The following is a 20,570-nucleotide window of genomic DNA, read 5'->3' on the forward strand; positions in this document are numbered from 1 at the left end:
TCATCTATCTATAAACTTTATTTTAACAAGCTTTATTTCGATTTCTAAAAATAGTAGAAAAAGTAGAGACTATGGTAATATTTAGAATTGTAAGAACACTTTAAACAAACAGCAACTTAGTTGATAAAAATGATGAAAAAATTAGAGAAAAATGAGCTGGTATTCTTTTGTTTGATGGAACAAAAGTATTTTATGTAAAAAAATATTCGGAAACCAGATATAATTTCAATAAAAACATTGAATGTAAGTGTTCTCAAATGAAATCGTAGCGTTTTTATGATAGAATAAGCTGATAAGAAATTAGATTTATATTTGAAATGGAGATACAAAATGAAAAAAATGGTTCGTTCTATTATAGATTTTTTTCCTGATAAAAATCAGTGGTTTAATTTTGTAGATTACTTTTTATCATTCAAAGCAATAACATTATTAGGTTTTATCTCTGGGTTATTTACTTTAATCATTGATAATACTGATTTTCTAAACTGGGTATCGAATCTCTTTAGATATTTAAGTGAATTTAAAATTGAAAAAATATCAAACAAGCAACCTACAACTGTATCTGAATTTTTTGGACTATGGCTTATTATTTTTCTGACTGCTATAGTTATTGTTCAATTCTTTTCTTTTATTAAAAAGTGGAACGAGGTAAAAGAAAAGAATAAACTATTAGAGGAGTTGTTACAATATAGCTCAAGATTAACTCAGAATAATACAATTCATTTGACGCACACGGATAAATCCTTTAATCAATACGAGTTTTCTAATCTTATTATTCACGACATATATAACACAACGGAAGCATTAAATAATAACAATGAACTAACAGTTCCCTCGAATATAGATGATATAATGTTTTTATTAAAGATTTTATCAACTAAAATGATTACTATTTTTGATAAAATTTACTGCAAGGGTTTGAAAAATTTTCTTAAAAATATATTGAAAGATACTAAATTTGCAATGAAAAAATTATTAGACGATGAAATTTATATACGTCTATACTTTTATTCCTCTGATACTAGAGATAAGATGTACTCATCATTTGTTGATGACGAATTATTTTTCTCTGAGAGTAGCTTAAACCATAAAACCTGTTATGAAGTTAGCGATGAACGATTCCAAGAAATTCAAAATCCTAAAACGAGTAAAAAGTTGAAGATTGATAAACATAGAAAAATTATCTTTAGAATTGGGAGCGATAATATAAATAATAGAGAAACGGAGTTCTATGGATTCATGGAATATGATTTTAGTAACACTTTTATAGGAGAGAAAGATTTTCTGGATAGTGACTTTATGCAAAATACAATAAAGTCACTAAGTATTGTAATTATTGAACAACTGAGTTATAATATGAGAGTTGTACGCAATAATATGACTGATATTCGTGTGCGAGCACTTAAACATAGCGATAATCTACTTAATGAAGATTTTGATTTCTTGAAAACTATTTATGATAATTTTTAGAAAAGAGGAATAGACATGTCTAAAACACAAGCCCTAAATACTACTCAAACTCATGATAAATTATTAAATGATAACAAGGAGTTAATAAGAATAATCGGAACTGCCCTTTATCCAGCAATTAAACAACTGGAATTATTACAAGAAGCTCGGGAAGAAATTAGAACTATGAAATCAGAAGAAAGAACTTCATATAAGCTCAAAGTTCAAGAAAAGGCAATCGCCTGGGAGAAAAGTTTAATTAAGTAGGAATCGCTAACTTCTCAGACTCACAAAAAATGTGGGTCTTTTCTTTTATTTCAACATTCTTCTAAAGATATAGTCACCCTGCTATAATAGTAAAGAAAGGAGACATTTTGATAAATCATCACAAGAACAAATTAGAAAATATCAAAACCATAAATCTCCTTTAGTGAACGATAATTGAATATATGAAAAAGACGGCTCACTTGAACCGTCTTTTAACTCGCTTATAAGATGCATGAACTCAGATTATTTTAGAGTGCTGAGTGTCAAGCTGTCTTTCATAGCATTTTTAGCTCACGTAATCGTGAGCTCTTTCTTTCTCCAAAATTCTTGTTAAACCGAAACTATCTCTGCTACAATGGCAAGTGTCATACTATCTATAATAGATATTCTCCTATGTCATTTTCTATAAAGAAATAAATCTCTGTGATTCGTAAATAAAACCATAAAAATATTACTATATCTAAATAATATTTTAACTAGATTATACAATTTACATTATTAATCGTCAATAAATCTTGTGATAAAGTTTTATTATAATTAATGAATTCAAAGTCTTTCATAACTTTTTCTAAAGCAAGATGGGAAAATCTAAAGGTACTATTAGACGATTTTTTATCCTTGAATTGTCAAATTAAGTGCACAATTTTACTGAAATTCCATGGTATCAAATAAACTGATTAAAGTGCAGAGATATGATCAAACTAAATTTGGAGGTTATGTTACTGAAAAACACTTTATGATGGCTTACAAGCTATTCAGTCTCAATTCAGAAAACATTGGGATGAAAGGGTGCAAAAAGCAACAACTATTTTTAGCTGTTGCTTCTTGAAACGATTTCTTTCTAATCTCAGCTTAGGAAATACTATCTATCCTTAATCTTCTCTCTTTTTCAAAGCTACAAGTCCATAACCACTCATCACTCCGAGGAGTCCCAGAGCTACTAGACTGGCATCTGTTTCAACACCAGTATTTGGAAGTTGATTTGTTGCTTTTTCAACTTTTATCGACGCTGCTAAAGACGCTTGGTCTGTTGTTTGTGAGTTTAGCTCTTCTTTTGTTCCAACTTCTGTGATTTCTGGGATAGCTTCCTTGAGAACTTCAGTTGAACGAAGGGTGCGTTTGCCCTGAGCATCAACTTCTACAAAGCGACGAACTTGACCTTCAACGCCTGCTTGAACTAGCTGGCGTTTGCCTTTGAGAAGGGCTGCATTTGGTCGCTCTTGACGGTCGAAGGCAACTGAAACTTCTTCAACTTCCAGTTTCGGAGTTACTAGAACTAAATCTTTCACACCTTCTGCTGGTTGGTTGCTGGATAGAACTTTTGTACCAACTTCGGTAATCTCTGGAAGAACTTCCTTGAGAACTTCAGTTGAAAGAAGAGTGCGTTTGCCTTGGACATCTACTTCTACTAGACGACGAATTTGACCTTCTTCTCCTTTTTGGACAAGTTGACGTTGACCTTTAAGAAGGTTTGCATTTGGTCGCTCTTGACGTTCAAAGGCTGTTGTTTCAGTTTCCACAACTAGTTCAGGCAATGCCTCTACTGTTGGGGCCACTTCATTAGGATCCATGCTGCCAACGTGGTGACTTTCTTCTGCAGGAGCTAGTTTCTTGTTCAGCTTTTCTTTCATTTCCGCAAAAGCTTGTGGAGTTGGCATTTGTGAAGATAATAAAGCTTCTGCTTGGGCAATCAAGTCAGCTTGAGAATCTTTTTCACGGAGGGATTCGAGCAAACCTTCCAATTCTTCTCTAGCAGTTTGATAACGTTGATTGCCATCCAAGTCTGCACCTGCTTGTTTTAATTCATTCAAGGCTTTGTTGACTTCTTCTTGACTGGCATCATGGTTTTCAGCAACTGCCTTGGCAGCATTTAGTTTTTCTACTAGCGCAGCTTGTTTTTCTTCGTTTGAGAAAGTATAAGCAACTGTCGACTGACGGCCTTGGGCAGCAGTGATTTCTTGTTTGAGGTATTCATCATTAACTGCAACCTTTGGAGAAACCAAGACATCGAACTCAGCTGTATGACCTTTGTAATGTAGGGTCAAGGTCTGGCGTCCAGTCTTTTGAGAATCGTAGCCCGTAATTTCAACACCTTGATCAGTAAAACCGTGAGTCTCTTCTGTCTCGTCATCATAGAGAACTCCGAAGCGACCTTCTGCAAGATCCAGTTGATCCCCTACTAGATAGTCTGTTTTTGGTTTCTGAGTAATGTACAAACCTGCTACTTCTTTTGGTTTTCTTTCATCTTGACCAGTCACTTGGACTTTTAGATCACCTGAAACTGGTAAACCAAGGTATTGAAGTGTTAGGTTTTGTTCCCCTTTTTGATGAGCGTCGTACCCAGATACCGTCACACCTGAGTGAGTAAGGTTAATCAGCTCGTCGGCTTGTCCCCCTTCGTATTGAACGCGGAGTGTTCCGCCTCTGAGGTCCAGTTTTTCTCCCTCTTTATAAACCGTCTTCTTAGGTCCTTTTTCAAGACTAACTGCAGCAATTTTTCTTTCATCCTGTGGAATCGCTACAGCCAAGGTGTTACTGATTTCTTTTCCAGGTAGTTGAGTACGGTAGTAGAGGAGATTTGGTTGTTTGTCAAAGGCTAATGGTGCTGTTGCCAGATCGCCACCAGTTTCAGACTTCAATGTTGCAATCGGTGTTTGTGAATTCGCTTTGTCGTAAACGGTGATGGTTGCACCTGCTGGAACATCAGAGAAGCCTAGTTGAACTTGATGGTTTCCAAGTGAACGAGCAGCTACCTTAGCCATTGGAATATTTTGACTTTCTGTGTCCAAGGTTTCGTACATCTTCCAGTTGTAGATACGAATGGCCTTCCAAGGTGTTCCGTTATCAGATGTAATGACATGCAAACGCCAGTCTTGAGCGGTGATTGGTTTGTCAAGAGTGATATCTGTAACGTGCGCTTTATTGCCACGAACTTCCTTGGCTAGTTTCCACTCGCCATCTGTATCCTTGTAGTAAAGATCAAAGTCCTTGGTGTTCATCAGACCATCGTTAACAGACTCACCACCAGCTCCCGCATGATCCATTACCCATCTGACAACACGACGTGGTTGGGTCAAACGAATATCGACACTACCGCTCAATTGTCCTGAAGACCACTTGTCTGATAGACTTGTAATCGTACCGTTCAACATGCCTTCGATGCCTTCACCGCCTTCAGTATTTGGGAAGGTGCTACCAATAACCGTTGCACCTGGAACAATATTTTCAGCCAAGGGTCTTGGGAGAGTTGTATCCTGAACCGTCATGCCCCAGTTGAATGACGCAGTTGCAGCTTCTGAACGGAGTCCATTTTTACCAACTGCAACGACTTTCAATTCTTGCGTTGTACCAGTCGCATTAGCAGAGCGGCTAACTTTTGGCAAGTAGATGGTTGAAGCAGATGAACCTGTCAACAAACGCCAGTTGTCACCGTCTTTTTCGTAGACTTCATAGAAATCTGCATCTTGGTTACCCGTAAATTGAACAACTGCTTCAGCTTCTTGGGCATTCTTAAGAGATTGCTTCACCACAGAGAGACCTGTAGGTGATTGCGGTGCTTGGTCATTGTCTGAAATTGTTAATTGACCTAGGTTGAACTGATAATTCTTTACAGCACCTTTATGTTCGAAGAAGAGTTTAACTGCATAGATGGTTTTTCCTGCTAGTGAGCTAAGATCAATTTCTTCATTTGTCCAGTTGTCAGAAAGAGTCAGTTCTTTCCATGCATCTGCATCCTCAAATTTATAGTCTGGAGTCGTAGAAAAGGCCATAAAAACTTTCGACCCTTTTCCTCCCTTGTGGGCAACCCGAAGTTTGGTTTTCTCCGTTACTTCTAGTTTGGTAGAATACAAATTCACATCTTGGTCCGTCTTACCAGCTACATCACCTGAGAATTTAAGAGAGTTTCCGCCATTGTAGGCATCTGTAAAGTCATATTCTGCACGGAGTTTTTCACCCGTTGAAGTCTGCCACCAGCGCCATGTTGGCAAGACACCTGAAACAGAACGATAATTCCACTCAGAATCCTTAGAAACCTTACCGTCTACAAACCATTTTCTACCATGTCCTGTGTTAAAGGAAGTTGTGAAAGTGCGACCGATAGCTGGAGTGCGATCCGCAACTAAATTGGCAATTCCATACCACTCTTTATCACCTGGTTTTTGAGCCGTTGGATCTCCTTGGTAACCTGTGAAGAAGATATCTTCGTTCTTGTGGTAGTCTTCACCTGTTTTTCCTAGACTGGTAATCGTATCTGGCGCAAAGAGTCCAAGTGACAAGCGCAACTTGCCATTTTCATCTAAGAGAGCATCCCAGTTGACCTTGGTCTTATATGAACCACCTTGTTGCAATTCCAAGCCTGCAAAGACATCATACTGGCTACGTTCTAGCCATTTGGCCATTTCTACAGAGTGGTCATTCTTTTCCTTGTTCCAGTTGAAGTTAGCAAAGAATTGATCTGCAGGGACCTTGTCACCTTCTTTTTGCATAAACTGGTAGTTATAGTCTCCCAAGCCATCTTCGTGGTAACGACCATATTTGTAGGTCATGGCGTCATACCAAGCATACTTGATTGGGTGGTTGACTTTAGCCGCGTATTCTTTTGTATAGAGCATGAATTGGCGCATTTTTTCACCAAGAGGTGCTACCAATTCCCCCGTTGTTTCTTGGTTTATAAAGTAACCATCAAAGCCATAATACTTAGCGAGATCAACGAGTTTACGTGCAATCGGGAAGGTGCCATCCTCATCTTGCTTCAAGGCTTCTGCAAATTTCTCTTGGTCAGCAATGCTGTTTGACCAGTTGAAGAAGAGGGTTCCATAAACAGGCACACCATTACGGTGCCCTGCATCAATGACATCTGGAGTTGGGACTAGGCCTTCCCAGAAGACCATTGAATCCAAATATTGCCAGTAATCAAAGGCGTAGGCCTTGAATTCTTCTCCACCAACAGAAGCGTGGTCTTTAGCCTTTGAGTTGGTATTTGCTAGCGCCTGAACCTTGGCCCTTCTGCTTGCTTTTTCATTAACCAACTGACCTCTATGGCGCTTGGCGAGTTCAACTGAGGAACGGTTGATGGGATCATCCTCACGCGCACCAGATTCCCATTTCAACAAATCTTCCCAAGTATCAAACTTGATTTCTTTTGGTCGGAGACTCTTCTCTTCATTTTTAGGAACGTCTGCTAGACTTGGTTTGTCGGCCTTATTGTCAACCACCTGAGGAGCGTCCTCAGGCTTGACTCCTTCTTTGTCAGTTGCCGGAGCTGGCTTTGCCTCTTCTTTTTCATTGACCAAATCAGCTATTGCTGGAGTGTTTTCTGAAGTTGGTTGCTCAGCTACTTTGTTTTCAGTTTCTTCTAATTGTTTTTCGATGACTGCAGTGTCTGGACTCGCTGTTTCACTAATGCTTGTAGCTTGAGCGCTCGTATTTGCAACTGCCTCAGGGACAGAGATCTGTTTGGCAAGGGCTGGGCTCGCAAATAGAGCTGAACCAATCATCAAGGAACAAGCTCCGACTGACAGCTTTCGAATACTGTAACGGCAACGTTTTTCAAAAAATAGATCTTTCATCTTATCCTCCTAATAAAATAAAAAGTAAGCGCTTTACTTTTTAGATAAACAGCAACTGTTCTTAGTGGACACCACCAGAACAGGATTATTTTCATTTTATCTTATATGAAAGCGATGTCAATCTATTTGACACAAAAACTATAACTAGGATAAGAAACAGTTAAATTTGGATATAATCCTATAAATCATCTATCTCAAAGGGAATCTATCTCTCATTTTAAAAGAAAGTTGCCTTTTCTTAGGAAAATTTCATCTAAACACTTGTTAGATTTACTTTTATCCTTTAAAATAGAATAGGAGAAATTCCGCGATTATTTTTCGGAGGAAAAAGAAATGTCCATTAATTGGCAGGAAATTTTATTTCACTTTTTAGGAGGTCTGGGACTATTTTTATATAGTATCAAGACCATGGGAGACGGTTTGCAACAAGCTGCTGGAGATCGCCTTCGTTTTTACATCGACAAGTACACCAGCAATCCCTTTTTAGGTGTTCTAGTCGGGATTGTCGTGACTGCCCTGATTCAGTCAAGTACAGGGGTTACAGTTATCACGGTTGGACTGGTCAGCGCTAGCCTTCTAACTCTTAGACAGGCTATCGGAATTATCATGGGAGCCAACATCGGAACCACCGTCACTTCCTTTATCATCGGTTTCAAGCTTGGCGAGTATGCTTTACCCTTGATTTTCCTTGGAACCATGTTCCTCTTCTTTACAAAAAACAGAACAGCAAACAATATCGGGCGCATCCTGTTTGGTGTAGGCGGAATCTTCTACGCCCTCAACCTCATCAGTGCCGGTATGAGTCCGCTTAAAGATTTACCACAATTCAAGGAATATATGGTAACCTTGGGACAAAATCCTATTTTAGGAGTAGTCGCCGGTGCAGTGATTACCGTCCTCATCCAAGCTTCTTCTGCGACAATCGGGATTTTGCAAGGTCTCTATGCAGGTGGATTCCTTGACCTTAAAGGTTCTCTACCAGTTCTCTTCGGGGATAATATCGGGACAACCCTAACAGTTATCATCGCGGCAGCTGGAGCCAATGTCTCTGCGAAACGCGTTGCTGCAACCCACGTCACCTTTAACGTATTAGGAACTATTCTTTGCTTGATTTTATTAGGCCCCTTCACTGCTATGATTGAGTACTTCCAAGCACTCCTTCACCTCTCACCTGAGATGACCATCGCCTTCTCGCACGGTGCCTTTAACGTAAGTAACACCATTGTACAATTTCCCTTCATCGGAGCCTTGGCCTACTTCGTAACCAAGCTCATCCCTGGTGAAGACGAGGTTGTCAAGTACGAGCCCCTTTATCTCGACGAACAACTTATCCAACAATCTCCTTCTATCGCTCTAGGAAATGCCAAAAAAGAACTTTTGCACTTGGGGAACTATGCAGCAAAAGCTTTTGACCTTTCTTATAACTATATCATCGGTTTGGATGAAAAGGTAGCTGAAAAAGGGCACAAGACAGAGGAAGCCATCAACACCATTGATGAAAAACTCACTCGTTACCTCATCAGACTTTCAAGCGAATCCTTGAGCCAAAAGGAAAGCGAAGTGTTGACTAACATTCTGGATTCATCTCGTGATTTGGAACGGATTGGGGATCATGCAGAAGCCCTAATCAATCTGACCGACTACCTTCAACGTAAAAATGTCGAATTCTCTGAGGCTGCTTTGCAGGAATTGGCTGATATTTATCAAAAAACTACTGGCTTTATCAAGGATGCCCTTGATAGCGTGGAAAACAATGATATTGAAAAAGCTCAGAGTCTGATTGAACGCCATAAAGAAATCAACAATATGGAACGCATTCTCAGAAAAACCCACATCAAACGCCTTAACAAGGGTGAGTGCTCAACACAAGCTGGGGTCAACTTTATCGACATCATTTCTCACTACACTCGTGTATCTGACCACGCTATGAACCTAGCTGAAAAGGTCATCGCTGAACAAATCTAAGTACCAAAAAGCTATCCTGAATAGGATGGCTTTTTCTCTTAATCAAGAATGTCTTTTCTGACATATAAAAAATACTTTGATTCACAGTGGAATCAAAGCATTTTAAAGAGTTCACCAAACATAATAGCAGAAATTGCAGTGCCCCTGTACTTGGCCTCTTCTCTTTTGATAAAGCGCGCCAAGTTGATCAATTCAGGTTCTGGGTGTTTGGGATTGATGAGCAATTCGCGATTGACAAGTCCTGAGAGTCGGACTGCTAGTAATTGCTCATTTGTAGTGGGTAGTTTTTTAGCAGTCTCTAGGAGAGCAGCAACTAAATCTTCACTCAAGCCCTGACGAGCATGGTTATAGAGATCTCTTATAAGGCTTTCTAGGTTTGGTTCTGCCATCCTGACCACCTTCCCTTATGTTTAATAATTTTTAATCAAATCAACCGTTGAACGGTCCAATTTTTTCACCAAGGCTTGCAAGAAAGCTTGGGCTTCTAGGAAGTCATCCATCGCGTAGAGAGTTTGGTGAGAATGGATATAACGGGCACAGACACCGATAGTTGTAGATGGGACACCACCATTTTTCAGATGAGCTGCTCCAGCGTCTGTTCCACCTTTTCCACAGTAGTATTGGTACTTGATGCCAGCTTCTTCAGCCGTTGTCAAAAGGAAATCCTTCATACCTGGGAGAAGCAAGTGACCTGGATCATAGAAACGAATCAAGGTTCCATCCCCAATCTTGCCTTGGCCACCATAAACATCACCAGCAGGTGAACAGTCAACGGCTAGGAAAACTTCTGGATCAAACTTAGTTGTAGAAGTATGAGCCCCACGGAGACCAACTTCTTCTTGGACATTAGAACCAAGATAGAGTTCATTTCCCAGTTTTTGACCTGATAAAGCTTCAGCTAGCTCGCTTACCATGAGGACACCATAGCGGTTGTCCCAAGCTTTTGAGATGATATTTTTTTCATTGGCTGTCAAGATCGCTGAGCTATCTGGTACGACGGTATCACCAGGACGGATTCCAAAACTTTCTGCCTCGGCCTTATCCGAAAAGCCACCATCAAAAATGATATCTGCAATAGCTGGCATGCTTGGTCCACCTGTTCCACGTGTCAAATGTGGAGGGACAGAACCCGAAATCACAGGAATTTCACGACCATCACGAGTAAAGAGTTTAAAGCGTTGGCTGCTGACCACCATAGGGTTCCAGCCACCGATTTCAACGACACGGAAGGTACCATCTGGCTTAATCTCACTAACCATAAAACCAACTTCGTCCATATGAGAAGCGACCAAGATGCGTGGTGCATCCGCAGCTTCTGAATGTTTAATTCCAAAAATACCGCCCAGACCATCTGTCACCACTTCATCTACGTGCGGTGTCAACTTTTCACGAAGATAAGTCCGGACAGGTGCCTCATGACCTGAGATCGCAGGGATTTCTGTTACTTCTTTTATTTTTGAAAATAATGTTGTCATATCAGTTCCTTCTTTCTGTCCTCCATTTTACCACTTTTTATAGAAGAAGGATAGTGGGAAGGTAGATTGGTTTTTACTCAGTTTTCCAATAAAAGAGAGGGGCAGATATTATTTCAAGAATTTTTCTTTCTTTTTACATTAAATTGTCAGAATATTTATTGACAGATTAAAGAAATCGTGTTACATTTATATCCGCAGGTATCTAACGATACCAAATCTATTTGAAAGGACGGGGGTATGAAACTCTCTCATTTTTTAACTGGCTTACTTCTACTCCTGGTCTTTCTCTCCATCAGCATTGGAACCAGTGATTTTTCTTGGGAGAAATTTTTTGCTTTCGACCAGCAGACCTGGCTTCTCTTTCAAGAGTCGCGTCTTCCAAGGACCATCAGTATTCTCCTTGCAGCCTCTAGTATGAGCATAGCAGGGCTCCTCATGCAGACCATTACTCAAAATCAATTTGCTGCACCGAGTACAGTTGGAACCACTGAAGCCGCCAAACTGGGAATGGTGCTGAGCCTCTTTGTCTTTCCGTCTGCGACTCTGACCCAAAAGATGCTCTTTGCTTTTGTTTCATCCATCGTATTTACCCTCTTCTTTCTGGCCTTTATGACTATTTTTTCTGTAAAGGAAAGGTGGATGTTGCCTCTGATTGGAATTATCTATAGCGGGATTATTGGTTCCGTGACAGAAGTTATCGCTTATCGTTTCAATCTGGTTCAGAGTATGACCGCTTGGACTCAGGGCTCCTTCTCCATGATTCAGACAAATCAGTATGAGTGGCTCTTCTTAGCTCTACTGATCCTGATTGCCGTTTGGAAATTGTCCCAAACCTTCACCATCATGAATCTAGGAAAAGAAGCTAGCGAGAGTTTGGGCATTTCTTACTCCCTACTTGAAAAACTGGCCCTCTTTCTAGTGGCACTAACGACAAGTGTCACCATGATTACCGTGGGTGCCTTGCCATTTCTCGGGGTCATCGTTCCCAATCTTGTCCGCAAGCGCTATGGAGATAATCTGAGCCAAACCAAACTCATGGTCGCTCTGGTCGGAGCCAATCTGGTTCTGGTCTGCGACATCCTCTCTCGAGTCTTGATTCGGCCCTATGAGCTGTCTGTCAGTCTCCTGCTAGGAATCATCGGTAGCCTCGTCTTTATCCTACTTCTCTGGAGAGGGGAGCGAAAAGATGCAGTCTAAAAGCAAACATGTGAAACTCTTCTGCCTTCTCATTATTCTGGCCATTGGAGCTTGTCTCCTCTACTTTTGGCCTATCACTAACCTGTCTGCCTTTGCCTGGAAGCTGCGTTCCCAAAAAATCATCGTTTATCTCTTGGTAGCCATCGCGACAGGGATTTCGACCATCAGTTTTCAAACCCTGACGGAAAATCGCTTTCTGACGCCAAGTATTTTGGGAATCGAATCCTTCTATGTCTTGCTACAGACCCTGCTGCTGATATTTGAAAGCAAATTTCTACAGCTTGGAAAGTCTCCTATCTTAGAATTTCTAGTCTTGCTTCTTGTTCAATCCCTCTTCTTTCTCGCCTTACAAGGCTACTTGAAGAGACTGATGAAGCAAGATCTGGTCTTCATCCTGCTGATCTGTCTAGCACTCGGAAGTCTCTTTCGAAATATCAGTACCTTCCTTCAGGTCCTAATGGATCCAAATGAATACGATAAACTGCAGAACAGTCTCTTTGCTTCCTTTCAACATCTCAACACTTCCATCCTAGCCATCGGTTCTCTGATCATCCTCGCCTTAACAATCTTTTTCTTCCGAAAAGTAGTCATTCTGGATGTCTTGCACCTGCAAAGAGAAACAGCTCAGATATTGGGACTCGATATTGAAAAAGAACAGAGAGAACTCCTCTGGGGTATCGTGCTTTTGACCTCAACAGCCACTGCCTTGGTAGGGCCTATGGCCTTCTTCGGCTTTATGCTAGCCAATCTCACTTACCTGATTGTCAAAGATTATCGGCACAAATTGCTCTTTATCGTAGCCATTCTGATTGGATTTATTAGTTTGACCTTGGGGCAAGCCCTCATCGAACGAGTCTTTGCTCTGGAAATTCGCATCAGCATGATCATCGAGAGTGTGGGTGGTTTCTTATTCTTTATCTTACTATATAGGAGGGCGCGTCGGTGAAACTGGAAAACATTGACAAATCCATTCAAAAACAGGATATTTTGCAAGACATTTCCCTTGAAGTCAGTCCTCAGAAACTGACAGCCTTCATTGGTCCAAATGGTGCTGGAAAATCAACCCTTCTCTCCATCATGAGCAGACTGACCAAGAAAGATCAGGGAATCCTCAGTATCAAAGGCCGTGAAATCGAGAGTTGGAATTCGCAAGAACTAGCCAAAGAGCTCACCATCCTAAAGCAGAAAATCAATTACCAAGCCAAATTGACCGTTGAAGAACTGGTCAGTTTTGGACGTTTTCCCTACAGCCGTGGCCGACTGAAGGCAGAAGACTGGGAAAAAATCCGAGAAACTCTAGACTATCTGGAACTGACAAACTTAAAAGACCGCTACATCGATAGTCTGTCTGGCGGACAGCTCCAACGTGTCTTTATCGCTATGGTACTGGCTCAGGATACGGACTTTATCTTGCTAGACGAACCACTCAACAACCTCGATATCAAGCAAAGCGTCAGCATGATGCAGATTCTTCGGCGACTGGTGGAAGAACTAGGCAAGACCATTATCATCGTCCTCCACGATATCAACATGGCTAGCCAGTATGCGGATGAAATTGTTGCCTTCAAGGACGGTCAAGTCTTTTGCAAGGGAACGACTGCTCAAATCATGCAGGCTGACCTGCTCAGTCAACTCTATGAGATTCCCATCACGCTGGCGGATATCAATGGCAAAAAGATCTGTATCTATAGCTAGTAACTCAGAAAATCATGTTAGAGAATTCTCTGTCTCTTAGTCAATAAGCCCCAGAGACTCCCTAGATCGTTATCACATTTTAAAAAGGAGAAATCATGAAAACATCCCTTAAACTTTATCTCACTGCCCTAGCAGCCAGCTTCTTGCTCTTACTTGGTGCATGTAGTACAACTAAAACTACGAAGCAAACAGAGACAAGTAGCTCTGCTCCAACAGAGATAACTATTAAAAGTTCACTAGACGAGGTCAAACTTTCAAAGGTTCCTGAAAAGATTGTGACCTTTGATCTCGGTGCTGCGGATACTATTCGCGCTTTAGGTTTTGAAAAGAACATCGTCGGAATGCCTACAAAAACTGTTCCGACTTACCTAAAAGATCTTGCAGGAAATGTCAACAATGTGGGTTCCATGGTTGAACCAGACCTAGAAGCCATTGCTGCTCTTGAACCAGACCTAATTATCGCTTCACCACGTACTCAAAAATTCGTAGACAAGTTCAAAGAAATTGCTCCAACCGTGCTCTTCCAAGCAAGTAAGGACGACTACTGGACTTCTACTAAGGCCAATATCGAATCCCTAGCAAGTGCCTTCGGTGAAACTGGTACACAGAAAGCCAAAGAAGAATTAGCTAATCTAGATAAGAGTATCCAAGAAGTCGCAACTAAGAATGAAAGTTCTGACAAAAAAGCCCTTGCCATCCTCCTCAATGAAGGAAAAATGGCTGCCTTTGGTGCCCAATCTCGTTTCTCTTTCTTGTACCAAACCTTGAAATTCAAGCCAACAGACACCAAATTTGAAGACTCTCGCCACGGACAGGAAGTCAGCTTTGAAAGTGTCAAAGAAATCAACCCTGACATCCTCTTTGTCATCAACCGTACCCTTGCCATCGGTGGGGACAACTCAAGTAACGATGGCGTCCTAGAAAATGCCCTCATCGCTGAAACTCCTGCCGCTAAAAATGGTAAAATTATCCAACTAACACCAGACCTCTGGTATCTAAGTGGTAGCGGGCTTGAATCAACTAAACTCATGATTGAAGACGCACAAAAAGCTTTGAAATAAACAAGAAAACCCAACATCAAATGATGTTGGGTTATTTTTTTTCTTGATTTCGTTTGAGAGAAAAATGGTCTGGGACGGGATCTTTTCCTATTGGCGACCAAGGATGGCATCGGAAAATTCGAGCCAAGCCCATCAGAACACCCTTGAAACCATGCTTTTCAATAGCCTGAATCATATAGTTGGAACAAGTCGGCTCAAAGCGACAAGAGGGGGGAAAGGCTGGTGAGATAAAACGTTGGTAAAAGCGTACTGGCGCTATTAAGATTCGTTTCATTATTTCTTGGTTACAGCCATGGTGTGTAGTTGGCTGATTTCTTTTTTATTAAGGCGACGGGATTCTCCTGGACGAAGACCTGTCAAGTCTAGGTGTCCGAAACGTGTCCGAGACAGTTTATCAACTTGAAGACCGACGGCTTCAAACATCTTTTTAACCTGATGGTTACGCCCTTCATGGATAGTCAACTGTACCACAGAGCGGTTTTTGACTGGATCCACTTTGAGAATTTCATAAACAGCTGGCTTGGTTTTCTTGCCATCAATCTCAAGACCGCGGGTCAAGGGGCGGAGATTGTCCTTATTAGCCACACCTTTAACACGCGCAACATAGACCTTGTCAATCTCATTACGGGGGTGAATCATCTCATCCGTAAAGTCCCCATCATTGGTCAAAATCAAAACCCCTGATGTATCCCAGTCCAAACGTCCCACAGGGTAAATGCGTTCTTTAACATTGGGCAAGAGGTCCACAACAGTCTTGCGGCCCTTGTCATCTGTCACACTGGAAATCACTCCACGTGGTTTGTTAAGCAGATAGTAAACCTTTTCTTCGTTGTAGATGGGCTGACCTTCCACTTCGACCTTATCTCCAGACTTGATGGTCGTTGCGAGTTCACGCACCACTTGGCCGTTAACCGTCACCAAGCCTTGCTTGATTAGTTCTTCTGCTTTTCTCCTACTGGCCACACCTGCGTGGGCAATATATTTATTGATTCTCATCTTCTTCTATCCTTTCACCAAATAATTGGCTTTCTTGGGCTTGAATCTCAAGCTCATCAATCACTGGTAATTCTTCCAAATGGTTAATCCCCATGTAATCTAGGAAATAATCCGTAGTCACATAGAGGTTTGGTCGCCCAAGAACTTCTTTTTTTCCATCTTCTCTTATCAATTCAAAAGCCTGCAACTTTGCCAAGGCTCCACTCGAGTTGACCCCACGAATAGCATCAATTTCTATCCGCGTGATAGGTTGCTTGTAGGCAATGATGGACAAGGTCTCAAGAGCAGCCCGAGACAAACTCTGGTTGATAGGCGCCTTGGAGTATTCCTTCAAAATCTCTGCAAATTGAGGCTTGGTGACCAATCTGTAAGCACCACCTGTCTCGATCAGGGACAAGCTCGACTCTTGGTCTTCTTCATACTTTTGGGTTAATTTTTCTAAACTCTGTTGGATGCCTGTCGGGGGAAGCGATAGGAGTTCAGCCAACTGACGGACCCGAATCCCATCTTCACCTGCTACAAACAAGAGTGCTTCTATTTCTGCTAAAGTACTCATCTTTCCTCTCTATCAAGTCTAGCTTTGTGCCTCTTGACTTTCTTCCTTCTTTTCCATGAGATAGATATCTCCGAAACTCTCCTCTTGCACGAGGATCAGTTCCTGGGTTTTGATTAACTCTAGGGTCGCCAAAAAGAGGGTAATAACCTCTTGGACATTCTGGGCTTCCTTGAACAAATCCTGCAAGCGCAACTGGTCTCGTCCAGTCAAGGACTCTTTTACGATGACCATCATGTCCTCAATCTTATATTCATCTCGCAAGATAGTTGTATGATTCTGAGCAAATTCCTCTTTTTTCTTGGCTAGGATATTTGAAAAAGCCAAAAAGAGGTCAATGGTCGTCTTGTCATGCACAAGCTCCGCATCTTCGTAGATCAACTCTGTTGGCGCTTTGGAATAGTACTGGGCCCGATCTTGGTGCTTAGCCTCCAAGTGCTCACCCAAGAGCTTGAACTTGCGGTATTCTTCGATTTGAGAGAGAAGGTCTTGTTCCAGGTCATCCTCTAAGTCTGTCACTTCTGCTACCTTTGGCAAGAGCTTGCGGCTCTTGATCAGCATGAGCTGACTGGCCATAACCATATACTCGCCCGTTACTTCCAGACGCATGGCCTGCAAGGTTGAGACATAGGCTAGATACTGTTCGATAACTTCCGTAATGGGCACATCGTAGATATCCATCTGGTACCTAGAAACCAAGTGCAAGAGCAGGTCCAGGGGCCCTTCAAAATCTTTTAATTTAATATCCATTATCTATATTTTTCTAAGGTCAGTACTGTTTTTAATCCTAATTTTTTTGCAATTTCGTACAAATCGACCTTGTTTTCTATTTGTCTTAGAATGAACTGTTCCCGCAAGGCTTGAGCGGATAAGGTGGGGAAACCTTTCTCCTTGACAAAGGACTCCAGCTGACGAAAGGCCCACTGACGAGAATAGGTTTTCCCACTCCTTTCAAAGAGATAGGTCTGCCCCATCAAGGGTTCCAATTCTGGAGTCAAGGTCGTGGGTATGGTGACAATCCTCTGTTGGGAAGCCTTGCTGATTCGCAACACCTGAAAATCCAGATTGATATCTGCAACCTTAAGGACTAAAATCTCACTTGGCAAGAGTCCCATTTCTAGGATTAAGAGCGCTATCAAGCGTCCTTCTGGATAGTCACTTTCCTGCCAAAAAGACTCCAGGTCTAACAGTGCTGGCTTTTCGGTCTTCTTTTCAGCTTGTTTGGCTAATTCCAAGCGGTAAAAACTGTCCACCTCTCCTCTTTGATAGAGAAAGTAAAGAAATTGATTACAGGCCGAAAGTTTTCGCTTCTGGGCACTCATTTTTAGATTGGCTAGCTGTGCTTGGTAAATCTTGAGACTGGTCTCAGAGACCCGCTCCCCTACCATATCTAAAAATTGCTCCAAATCATACCTATAAGACTGCTTTGAATTAGCAGACAAGCCCTGCTTTTTTTCTAAGAAGGCTGAAATGCTATCTCTCATTTGCATCGAATCTCATATTCCTTACTAAAGTCATGCAAGAGGGCATTGACTGCCTTGAGGATGGACTTGCGCGTGATGATTCCTTGAAAAATCCCTTCATCATCTACCACTGGCAAGAAAGGTTCATCCACCAGTTTATGGAGGACCTCTGTGATGTTATAGTCTGGAGCGACGACTGCCACATCTGTCTTAGTCATATTGACGATGTCTGTCTTTGCCATCTGCTCATCCGTCAAACCTTGCTCCATTTGATAAGCCAAAATGTCTCTCAGACCAATAGTCCCGACAAAGCGTTTATCAAAGGTCACAACAGGGATACGGGTATAAGTGATTTGGCTCAACACTAAAATCGCATGATCAGCATTATGGGTATCAATCAAGGCTGCTAGATTCTCAGCGGGGGTAAGAAAAGTCTCTTCCTGCTCCAATAAAAATGCTTCAAATTCCTTGGCAATCATCGAGCAAACTCCCTGGACAAGCCTGGATAAATCTCATGATCACGTGTCAAAAAGTCTACTTTGAAATAGCTGTCATCAATCTCCACACGGGCATAGAGACATTCTCTAATAGTGCCTCGTGGTTGGCTGATGGAACCTGGATTTAGAAAAAGAGTCTTTCCTTCCATCCAAGCATTTGGGACATGCAAGTGACCATAGAGACAGATGTCCGCTTCTTCTTCCTGAGCCCAGTAGTCCAACTTTTGAAAGTTGAAATTGATATCAAATAAGTGTCCGTGAGTCTGGATGATCTTGGTCGGACCAAGTTGAGTCACCAAACGTTCTGGGTAGCCAGCATAAAAGTCCATATTTCCTTTGACGACATGGATGCCTTCCCAAAGCGGAGAGTCTGGACGGAGTTCTGAGTCACCATCGTGAAAAATGGCATCAACTTTACCCAGATAGCGGTCACGGATTTCTTCCACAATCAAGCTATCTCCGTGGGAGTCACTCATTACAATGATGGTTTGCTTTGCCATGATGGAAATACCTCCAAAAGTTTCTTAACGGCTAAGGCACGGTGGGATTGGCTATTTTTTTCTTCAAGGGTTAATTCGGCTGATGATTTACCTGTCTCTCCTACAAGGAAGAGGGGATCATAGCCAAAACCATTTTCACCCTTAGGTTCAAAATTAATGTAGCCTGGCCAGTCAGCTTCAACAACCAAACTTTCCTTATTTGGACTGGCTACAACTAGGGTTGTGTGGAACTGAGCCGAACGGTCCTTGAGATCAAAGACCATGGCCAATTCGTGCAAGAGCTTGGCATTATTTTCACGGTCAGTGGCGCCGACTCCTGCAAAACGGGCTGACCAGACACCTGGCAAGCCACCAAGGACATCGACTTTGAGACCTGAGTCATCTGCTAGAACCATCTTGCCTGTTAATTGGGAAATGGTTTCTGCTTTGAGGCGGGCATTTTCTTCAAAGGTCATGCCTGTTTCAGCTACTTCAGGTAAATCTGGATAGTCATTGAGATTTTCCACATCATAGCCTAGTTTGTCAAAGATTGCTCGGAACTCCTTGGTCTTGCCTTCGTTTCGAGTCGCTATCAACAAGGTTTCTCTAACCTTGCTAGTTTCAAAGAAGACTTCTACATCAACACCTTCTTTAGGCAATTCTACATGCAGGAGTTGCCCATTTTCAACCAAGAGCAGGGCTCCCTGACGTTGGATGACTTCCAAGTTACGTCCTGCTTCTGCATTTAAAATCTCAACGATAAAGGAGAGCAGACGGAAGTTAGAAGACCAGCGCATCACCGTTATCGTAATTGGAAAGCCGTTTTCCTCATCACGAAAAATCCGCGCCAAATCCATAAAATCAAGCTCAAGAGGATCTTTGATGAGGCTGTAGATGCCTCCATAGACATCCCAGACACCGACATACCAGTCCTGGTCGTCCTTGTATTCATAAATTTTGTTTGTCATAATGTTACATGCTCCACATGAATCTCTTTTTCCAGCCATTCTTCCCCAATCTGGGCAAAACTTTGGCTGCTGGCTGTTGTGTAAAAACGGTGCTGGAGTGGTCCGGCATCGCGACCACGATTGATTTCAAAATAATTGAGTAAAACTGAGATATCTCGTACGCACTCTGCCCCACTATCGATCAGCTGAACCTTCGGTCCCATGACATTCTGGATGATAGGGCGAAGGAGCGGATAATGAGTACAACCTAGAATCAGGCTATCCACTTTTCCGACCAAGGGACGCAGGGTTTCATAAACTACTTTCTTGGTTACACTGGTTGATAAGGCACCAGACTCGACCAAGGGGGCAAACTTGGGACAGGCCAAACTCTCCACCTGTAAATCCGGATCCAGATCATGGATTTTCTGACGGTAGATGTCTGATTGTACCGTCATGGGGGTTCCAATCACTCCGATTTTCCCGCCTTGACTGGACTTGATAGCTGCCGAAGCTCCTGGCAAAATCACACCTAGGACGGGAATGTCTAGTTTTGCCTTGATTTCTTCCCAGACGACCGCAGTCGCAGTATTACAAGCAATGACAATCATTTTGACATCCTTGGTCAAGAGAAAGTTGACCAACTGCCAAGTATATTCACGAATTTGCTCAGCAGGACGGGGGCCATAGGGTGCCCGTGCTGAATCTCCAATATAGACGATTTCTTCATGGGGAAGCTGGCGCATGAGCTCTCGTACAACGGTCAAACCCCCGACACCTGAATCCAAAAAACCAATTGGTCGATTATCCATACAGTCTTCTTTCTAGTCTTTTTTTCTGATTGATAGTTCATCATGATTCCTTGTCCTGAACGATTTGACCGACAGCTTGATAGAATGTCAACTGCCTCTCTCTTAATCATAATCAAATATCAATAGAATGCAAGGAAAAAGTCT

The 20,570-nt window shown here is 41.9% G+C and carries 19 protein-coding genes; 7 read left to right on the plus strand and 12 right to left on the minus strand.

Annotated features, from left to right (window positions below; translation table 11 throughout):
• The first annotated feature begins 330 nt into the window (after window positions 1–330).
• Complete coding sequence (locus GOM48_RS07900; protein WP_235097064.1) at window positions 331–1,470, plus strand: hypothetical protein; 1,140 nt, start codon at window positions 331–333, stop codon at window positions 1,468–1,470.
• Window positions 1,471–1,485: 15 nt separating this feature from the next.
• Complete coding sequence (locus tag GOM48_RS07905) at window positions 1,486–1,716, plus strand: hypothetical protein (protein WP_235097065.1); 231 nt, start codon at window positions 1,486–1,488, stop codon at window positions 1,714–1,716.
• 872 nt (window positions 1,717–2,588) lie between these two features.
• Here GOM48_RS07905 and GOM48_RS07910 read toward each other — a convergent pair.
• On the minus strand, window positions 2,589–7,286 hold the full coding sequence (locus tag GOM48_RS07910) for an endo-beta-N-acetylglucosaminidase (RefSeq protein ID WP_235097066.1): 4,698 nt from the start codon (window positions 7,284–7,286) through the stop codon (window positions 2,589–2,591).
• A 333-nt stretch (window positions 7,287–7,619) separates the two neighbouring features.
• Here GOM48_RS07910 and GOM48_RS07915 point away from each other — a divergent pair, with 333 nt between their 5' ends.
• The gene (locus GOM48_RS07915) at window positions 7,620–9,251 is read left to right on the plus strand and encodes a Na/Pi cotransporter family protein (RefSeq protein ID WP_235097067.1); all 1,632 of its coding nucleotides are present in this window, start codon (window positions 7,620–7,622) and stop codon (window positions 9,249–9,251) included.
• 92 nt (window positions 9,252–9,343) lie between these two features.
• Here the strand turns inward: GOM48_RS07915 and GOM48_RS07920 are convergent, their stop codons facing one another.
• Window positions 9,344–9,640 (minus strand): bacteriocin immunity protein, encoded by a 297-nt coding sequence (locus GOM48_RS07920; protein ID WP_235097068.1) that lies wholly within the window; start codon window positions 9,638–9,640, stop codon window positions 9,344–9,346.
• A 21-nt stretch (window positions 9,641–9,661) separates the two neighbouring features.
• Complete coding sequence (gene pepA / locus GOM48_RS07925; RefSeq protein ID WP_235097069.1) at window positions 9,662–10,726, minus strand: glutamyl aminopeptidase; 1,065 nt, start codon at window positions 10,724–10,726, stop codon at window positions 9,662–9,664.
• Between the two features lie 237 nt (window positions 10,727–10,963).
• Here pepA and GOM48_RS07930 point away from each other — a divergent pair, with 237 nt between their 5' ends.
• From GOM48_RS07930 to GOM48_RS07945, 4 genes are all read left to right on the plus strand, one after another.
• Window positions 10,964–11,923, plus strand: a complete 960-nt coding sequence (locus GOM48_RS07930) for an ABC transporter permease (RefSeq protein WP_235097070.1) — start codon at window positions 10,964–10,966, stop codon at window positions 11,921–11,923.
• Window positions 11,913–12,869, plus strand: coding sequence for an iron chelate uptake ABC transporter family permease subunit (locus GOM48_RS07935; protein WP_235097071.1), 957 nt, complete (start codon window positions 11,913–11,915; stop codon window positions 12,867–12,869). Before GOM48_RS07930 ends, GOM48_RS07935 begins: the two co-directional genes overlap by 11 nt.
• The gene (locus GOM48_RS07940; RefSeq protein WP_000764283.1) at window positions 12,866–13,618 is read left to right on the plus strand and encodes an ABC transporter ATP-binding protein; all 753 of its coding nucleotides are present in this window, start codon (window positions 12,866–12,868) and stop codon (window positions 13,616–13,618) included. The genes GOM48_RS07935 and GOM48_RS07940 overlap by 4 nt, the downstream gene beginning before the upstream one ends.
• 95 nt (window positions 13,619–13,713) lie before the next feature.
• Complete coding sequence (locus tag GOM48_RS07945) at window positions 13,714–14,679, plus strand: siderophore ABC transporter substrate-binding protein (protein ID WP_235097072.1); 966 nt, start codon at window positions 13,714–13,716, stop codon at window positions 14,677–14,679.
• Window positions 14,680–14,710: 31 nt separating this feature from the next.
• Here GOM48_RS07945 and yidD read toward each other — a convergent pair whose 3' ends face one another.
• From yidD to racE, 9 genes are read right to left on the minus strand one after another with little or no spacing between them, the layout of a single operon-like run.
• Window positions 14,711–14,953: a membrane protein insertion efficiency factor YidD gene (gene yidD / locus GOM48_RS07950; protein ID WP_007519230.1), complete on the minus strand. Its 243-nt coding sequence runs from the start codon at window positions 14,951–14,953 to the stop codon at window positions 14,711–14,713.
• Complete coding sequence (locus GOM48_RS07955; RefSeq protein ID WP_001222228.1) at window positions 14,953–15,675, minus strand: pseudouridine synthase; 723 nt, start codon at window positions 15,673–15,675, stop codon at window positions 14,953–14,955. Before GOM48_RS07955 ends, yidD begins: the two co-directional genes overlap by 1 nt.
• Window positions 15,662–16,231 (minus strand): SMC-Scp complex subunit ScpB, encoded by a 570-nt coding sequence (gene scpB / locus GOM48_RS07960; RefSeq protein WP_235097073.1) that lies wholly within the window; start codon window positions 16,229–16,231, stop codon window positions 15,662–15,664. Before scpB ends, GOM48_RS07955 begins: the two co-directional genes overlap by 14 nt.
• An 18-nt stretch (window positions 16,232–16,249) precedes the next feature.
• Entirely contained in the window at window positions 16,250–16,978 is a 729-nt protein-coding gene (locus tag GOM48_RS07965) for a segregation/condensation protein A (RefSeq protein ID WP_235097074.1), read from the minus strand.
• Entirely contained in the window at window positions 16,978–17,712 is a 735-nt protein-coding gene (gene xerD, locus GOM48_RS07970) for a site-specific tyrosine recombinase XerD (RefSeq protein WP_321159610.1), read from the minus strand. The genes GOM48_RS07965 and xerD overlap by 1 nt, the downstream gene beginning before the upstream one ends.
• On the minus strand, window positions 17,709–18,170 hold the full coding sequence (cbpB, locus tag GOM48_RS07975; RefSeq protein ID WP_000560694.1) for a cyclic-di-AMP-binding protein CbpB: 462 nt from the start codon (window positions 18,168–18,170) through the stop codon (window positions 17,709–17,711). Before cbpB ends, xerD begins: the two co-directional genes overlap by 4 nt.
• Complete coding sequence (locus GOM48_RS07980; RefSeq protein WP_235097076.1) at window positions 18,167–18,688, minus strand: metallophosphoesterase; 522 nt, start codon at window positions 18,686–18,688, stop codon at window positions 18,167–18,169. The genes cbpB and GOM48_RS07980 overlap by 4 nt, the downstream gene beginning before the upstream one ends.
• A complete protein-coding gene (locus GOM48_RS07985) occupies window positions 18,664–19,674 on the minus strand; it encodes a nucleoside-triphosphate diphosphatase (protein WP_414930188.1) in 1,011 nt (336 codons plus the stop codon). Before GOM48_RS07985 ends, GOM48_RS07980 begins: the two co-directional genes overlap by 25 nt.
• Window positions 19,632–20,426 carry a glutamate racemase gene (gene racE, locus GOM48_RS07990; protein WP_235097078.1) on the minus strand — a complete coding sequence of 265 codons (795 nt, stop codon included), beginning with the start codon at window positions 20,424–20,426 and terminating at the stop codon, window positions 19,632–19,634. Before racE ends, GOM48_RS07985 begins: the two co-directional genes overlap by 43 nt.
• Between the last annotated feature and the right edge of the window lie 144 nt (window positions 20,427–20,570).

It is taken from the genome of Streptococcus oralis (assembly GCF_021497885.1).
Lineage (GTDB): Bacteria > Bacillota > Bacilli > Lactobacillales > Streptococcaceae > Streptococcus > Streptococcus oralis_BQ.

What these genes read in the sequence shown, in the direction of transcription:
- GOM48_RS07905 (WP_235097065.1), top strand. Translation starts at nt 1,486, where the DNA reads ATGTCTAAAACACAAGCCCTAAATACTACTCAAACTCATGATAAATTA.
- GOM48_RS07955 (WP_001222228.1), bottom strand. Translation starts at nt 15,675, where the DNA reads ATGAGAATCAATAAATATATTGCCCACGCAGGTGTGGCCAGTAGGAGA.
- GOM48_RS07945 (WP_235097072.1), top strand. Translation starts at nt 13,714, where the DNA reads ATGAAAACATCCCTTAAACTTTATCTCACTGCCCTAGCAGCCAGCTTC.
- GOM48_RS07915 (WP_235097067.1), top strand. Translation starts at nt 7,620, where the DNA reads ATGTCCATTAATTGGCAGGAAATTTTATTTCACTTTTTAGGAGGTCTG.
- GOM48_RS07930 (WP_235097070.1), top strand. Translation starts at nt 10,964, where the DNA reads ATGAAACTCTCTCATTTTTTAACTGGCTTACTTCTACTCCTGGTCTTT.
- pepA (WP_235097069.1), bottom strand. Translation starts at nt 10,726, where the DNA reads ATGACAACATTATTTTCAAAAATAAAAGAAGTAACAGAAATCCCTGCG.
- GOM48_RS07965 (WP_235097074.1), bottom strand. Translation starts at nt 16,978, where the DNA reads ATGGATATTAAATTAAAAGATTTTGAAGGGCCCCTGGACCTGCTCTTG.
- cbpB (WP_000560694.1), bottom strand. Translation starts at nt 18,170, where the DNA reads ATGATTGCCAAGGAATTTGAAGCATTTTTATTGGAGCAGGAAGAGACT.
- xerD (WP_321159610.1), bottom strand. Translation starts at nt 17,712, where the DNA reads ATGAGAGATAGCATTTCAGCCTTCTTAGAAAAAAAGCAGGGCTTGTCT.
- GOM48_RS07935 (WP_235097071.1), top strand. Translation starts at nt 11,913, where the DNA reads ATGCAGTCTAAAAGCAAACATGTGAAACTCTTCTGCCTTCTCATTATT.
- GOM48_RS07985 (WP_414930188.1), bottom strand. Translation starts at nt 19,674, where the DNA reads ATGGCTGGAAAAAGAGATTCATGTGGAGCATGTAACATTATGACAAAC.
- racE (WP_235097078.1), bottom strand. Translation starts at nt 20,426, where the DNA reads ATGGATAATCGACCAATTGGTTTTTTGGATTCAGGTGTCGGGGGTTTG.
- GOM48_RS07980 (WP_235097076.1), bottom strand. Translation starts at nt 18,688, where the DNA reads ATGGCAAAGCAAACCATCATTGTAATGAGTGACTCCCACGGAGATAGC.
- GOM48_RS07900 (WP_235097064.1), top strand. Translation starts at nt 331, where the DNA reads ATGAAAAAAATGGTTCGTTCTATTATAGATTTTTTTCCTGATAAAAAT.
- yidD (WP_007519230.1), bottom strand. Translation starts at nt 14,953, where the DNA reads ATGAAACGAATCTTAATAGCGCCAGTACGCTTTTACCAACGTTTTATC.
- GOM48_RS07910 (WP_235097066.1), bottom strand. Translation starts at nt 7,286, where the DNA reads ATGAAAGATCTATTTTTTGAAAAACGTTGCCGTTACAGTATTCGAAAG.
- GOM48_RS07920 (WP_235097068.1), bottom strand. Translation starts at nt 9,640, where the DNA reads ATGGCAGAACCAAACCTAGAAAGCCTTATAAGAGATCTCTATAACCAT.
- scpB (WP_235097073.1), bottom strand. Translation starts at nt 16,231, where the DNA reads ATGAGTACTTTAGCAGAAATAGAAGCACTCTTGTTTGTAGCAGGTGAA.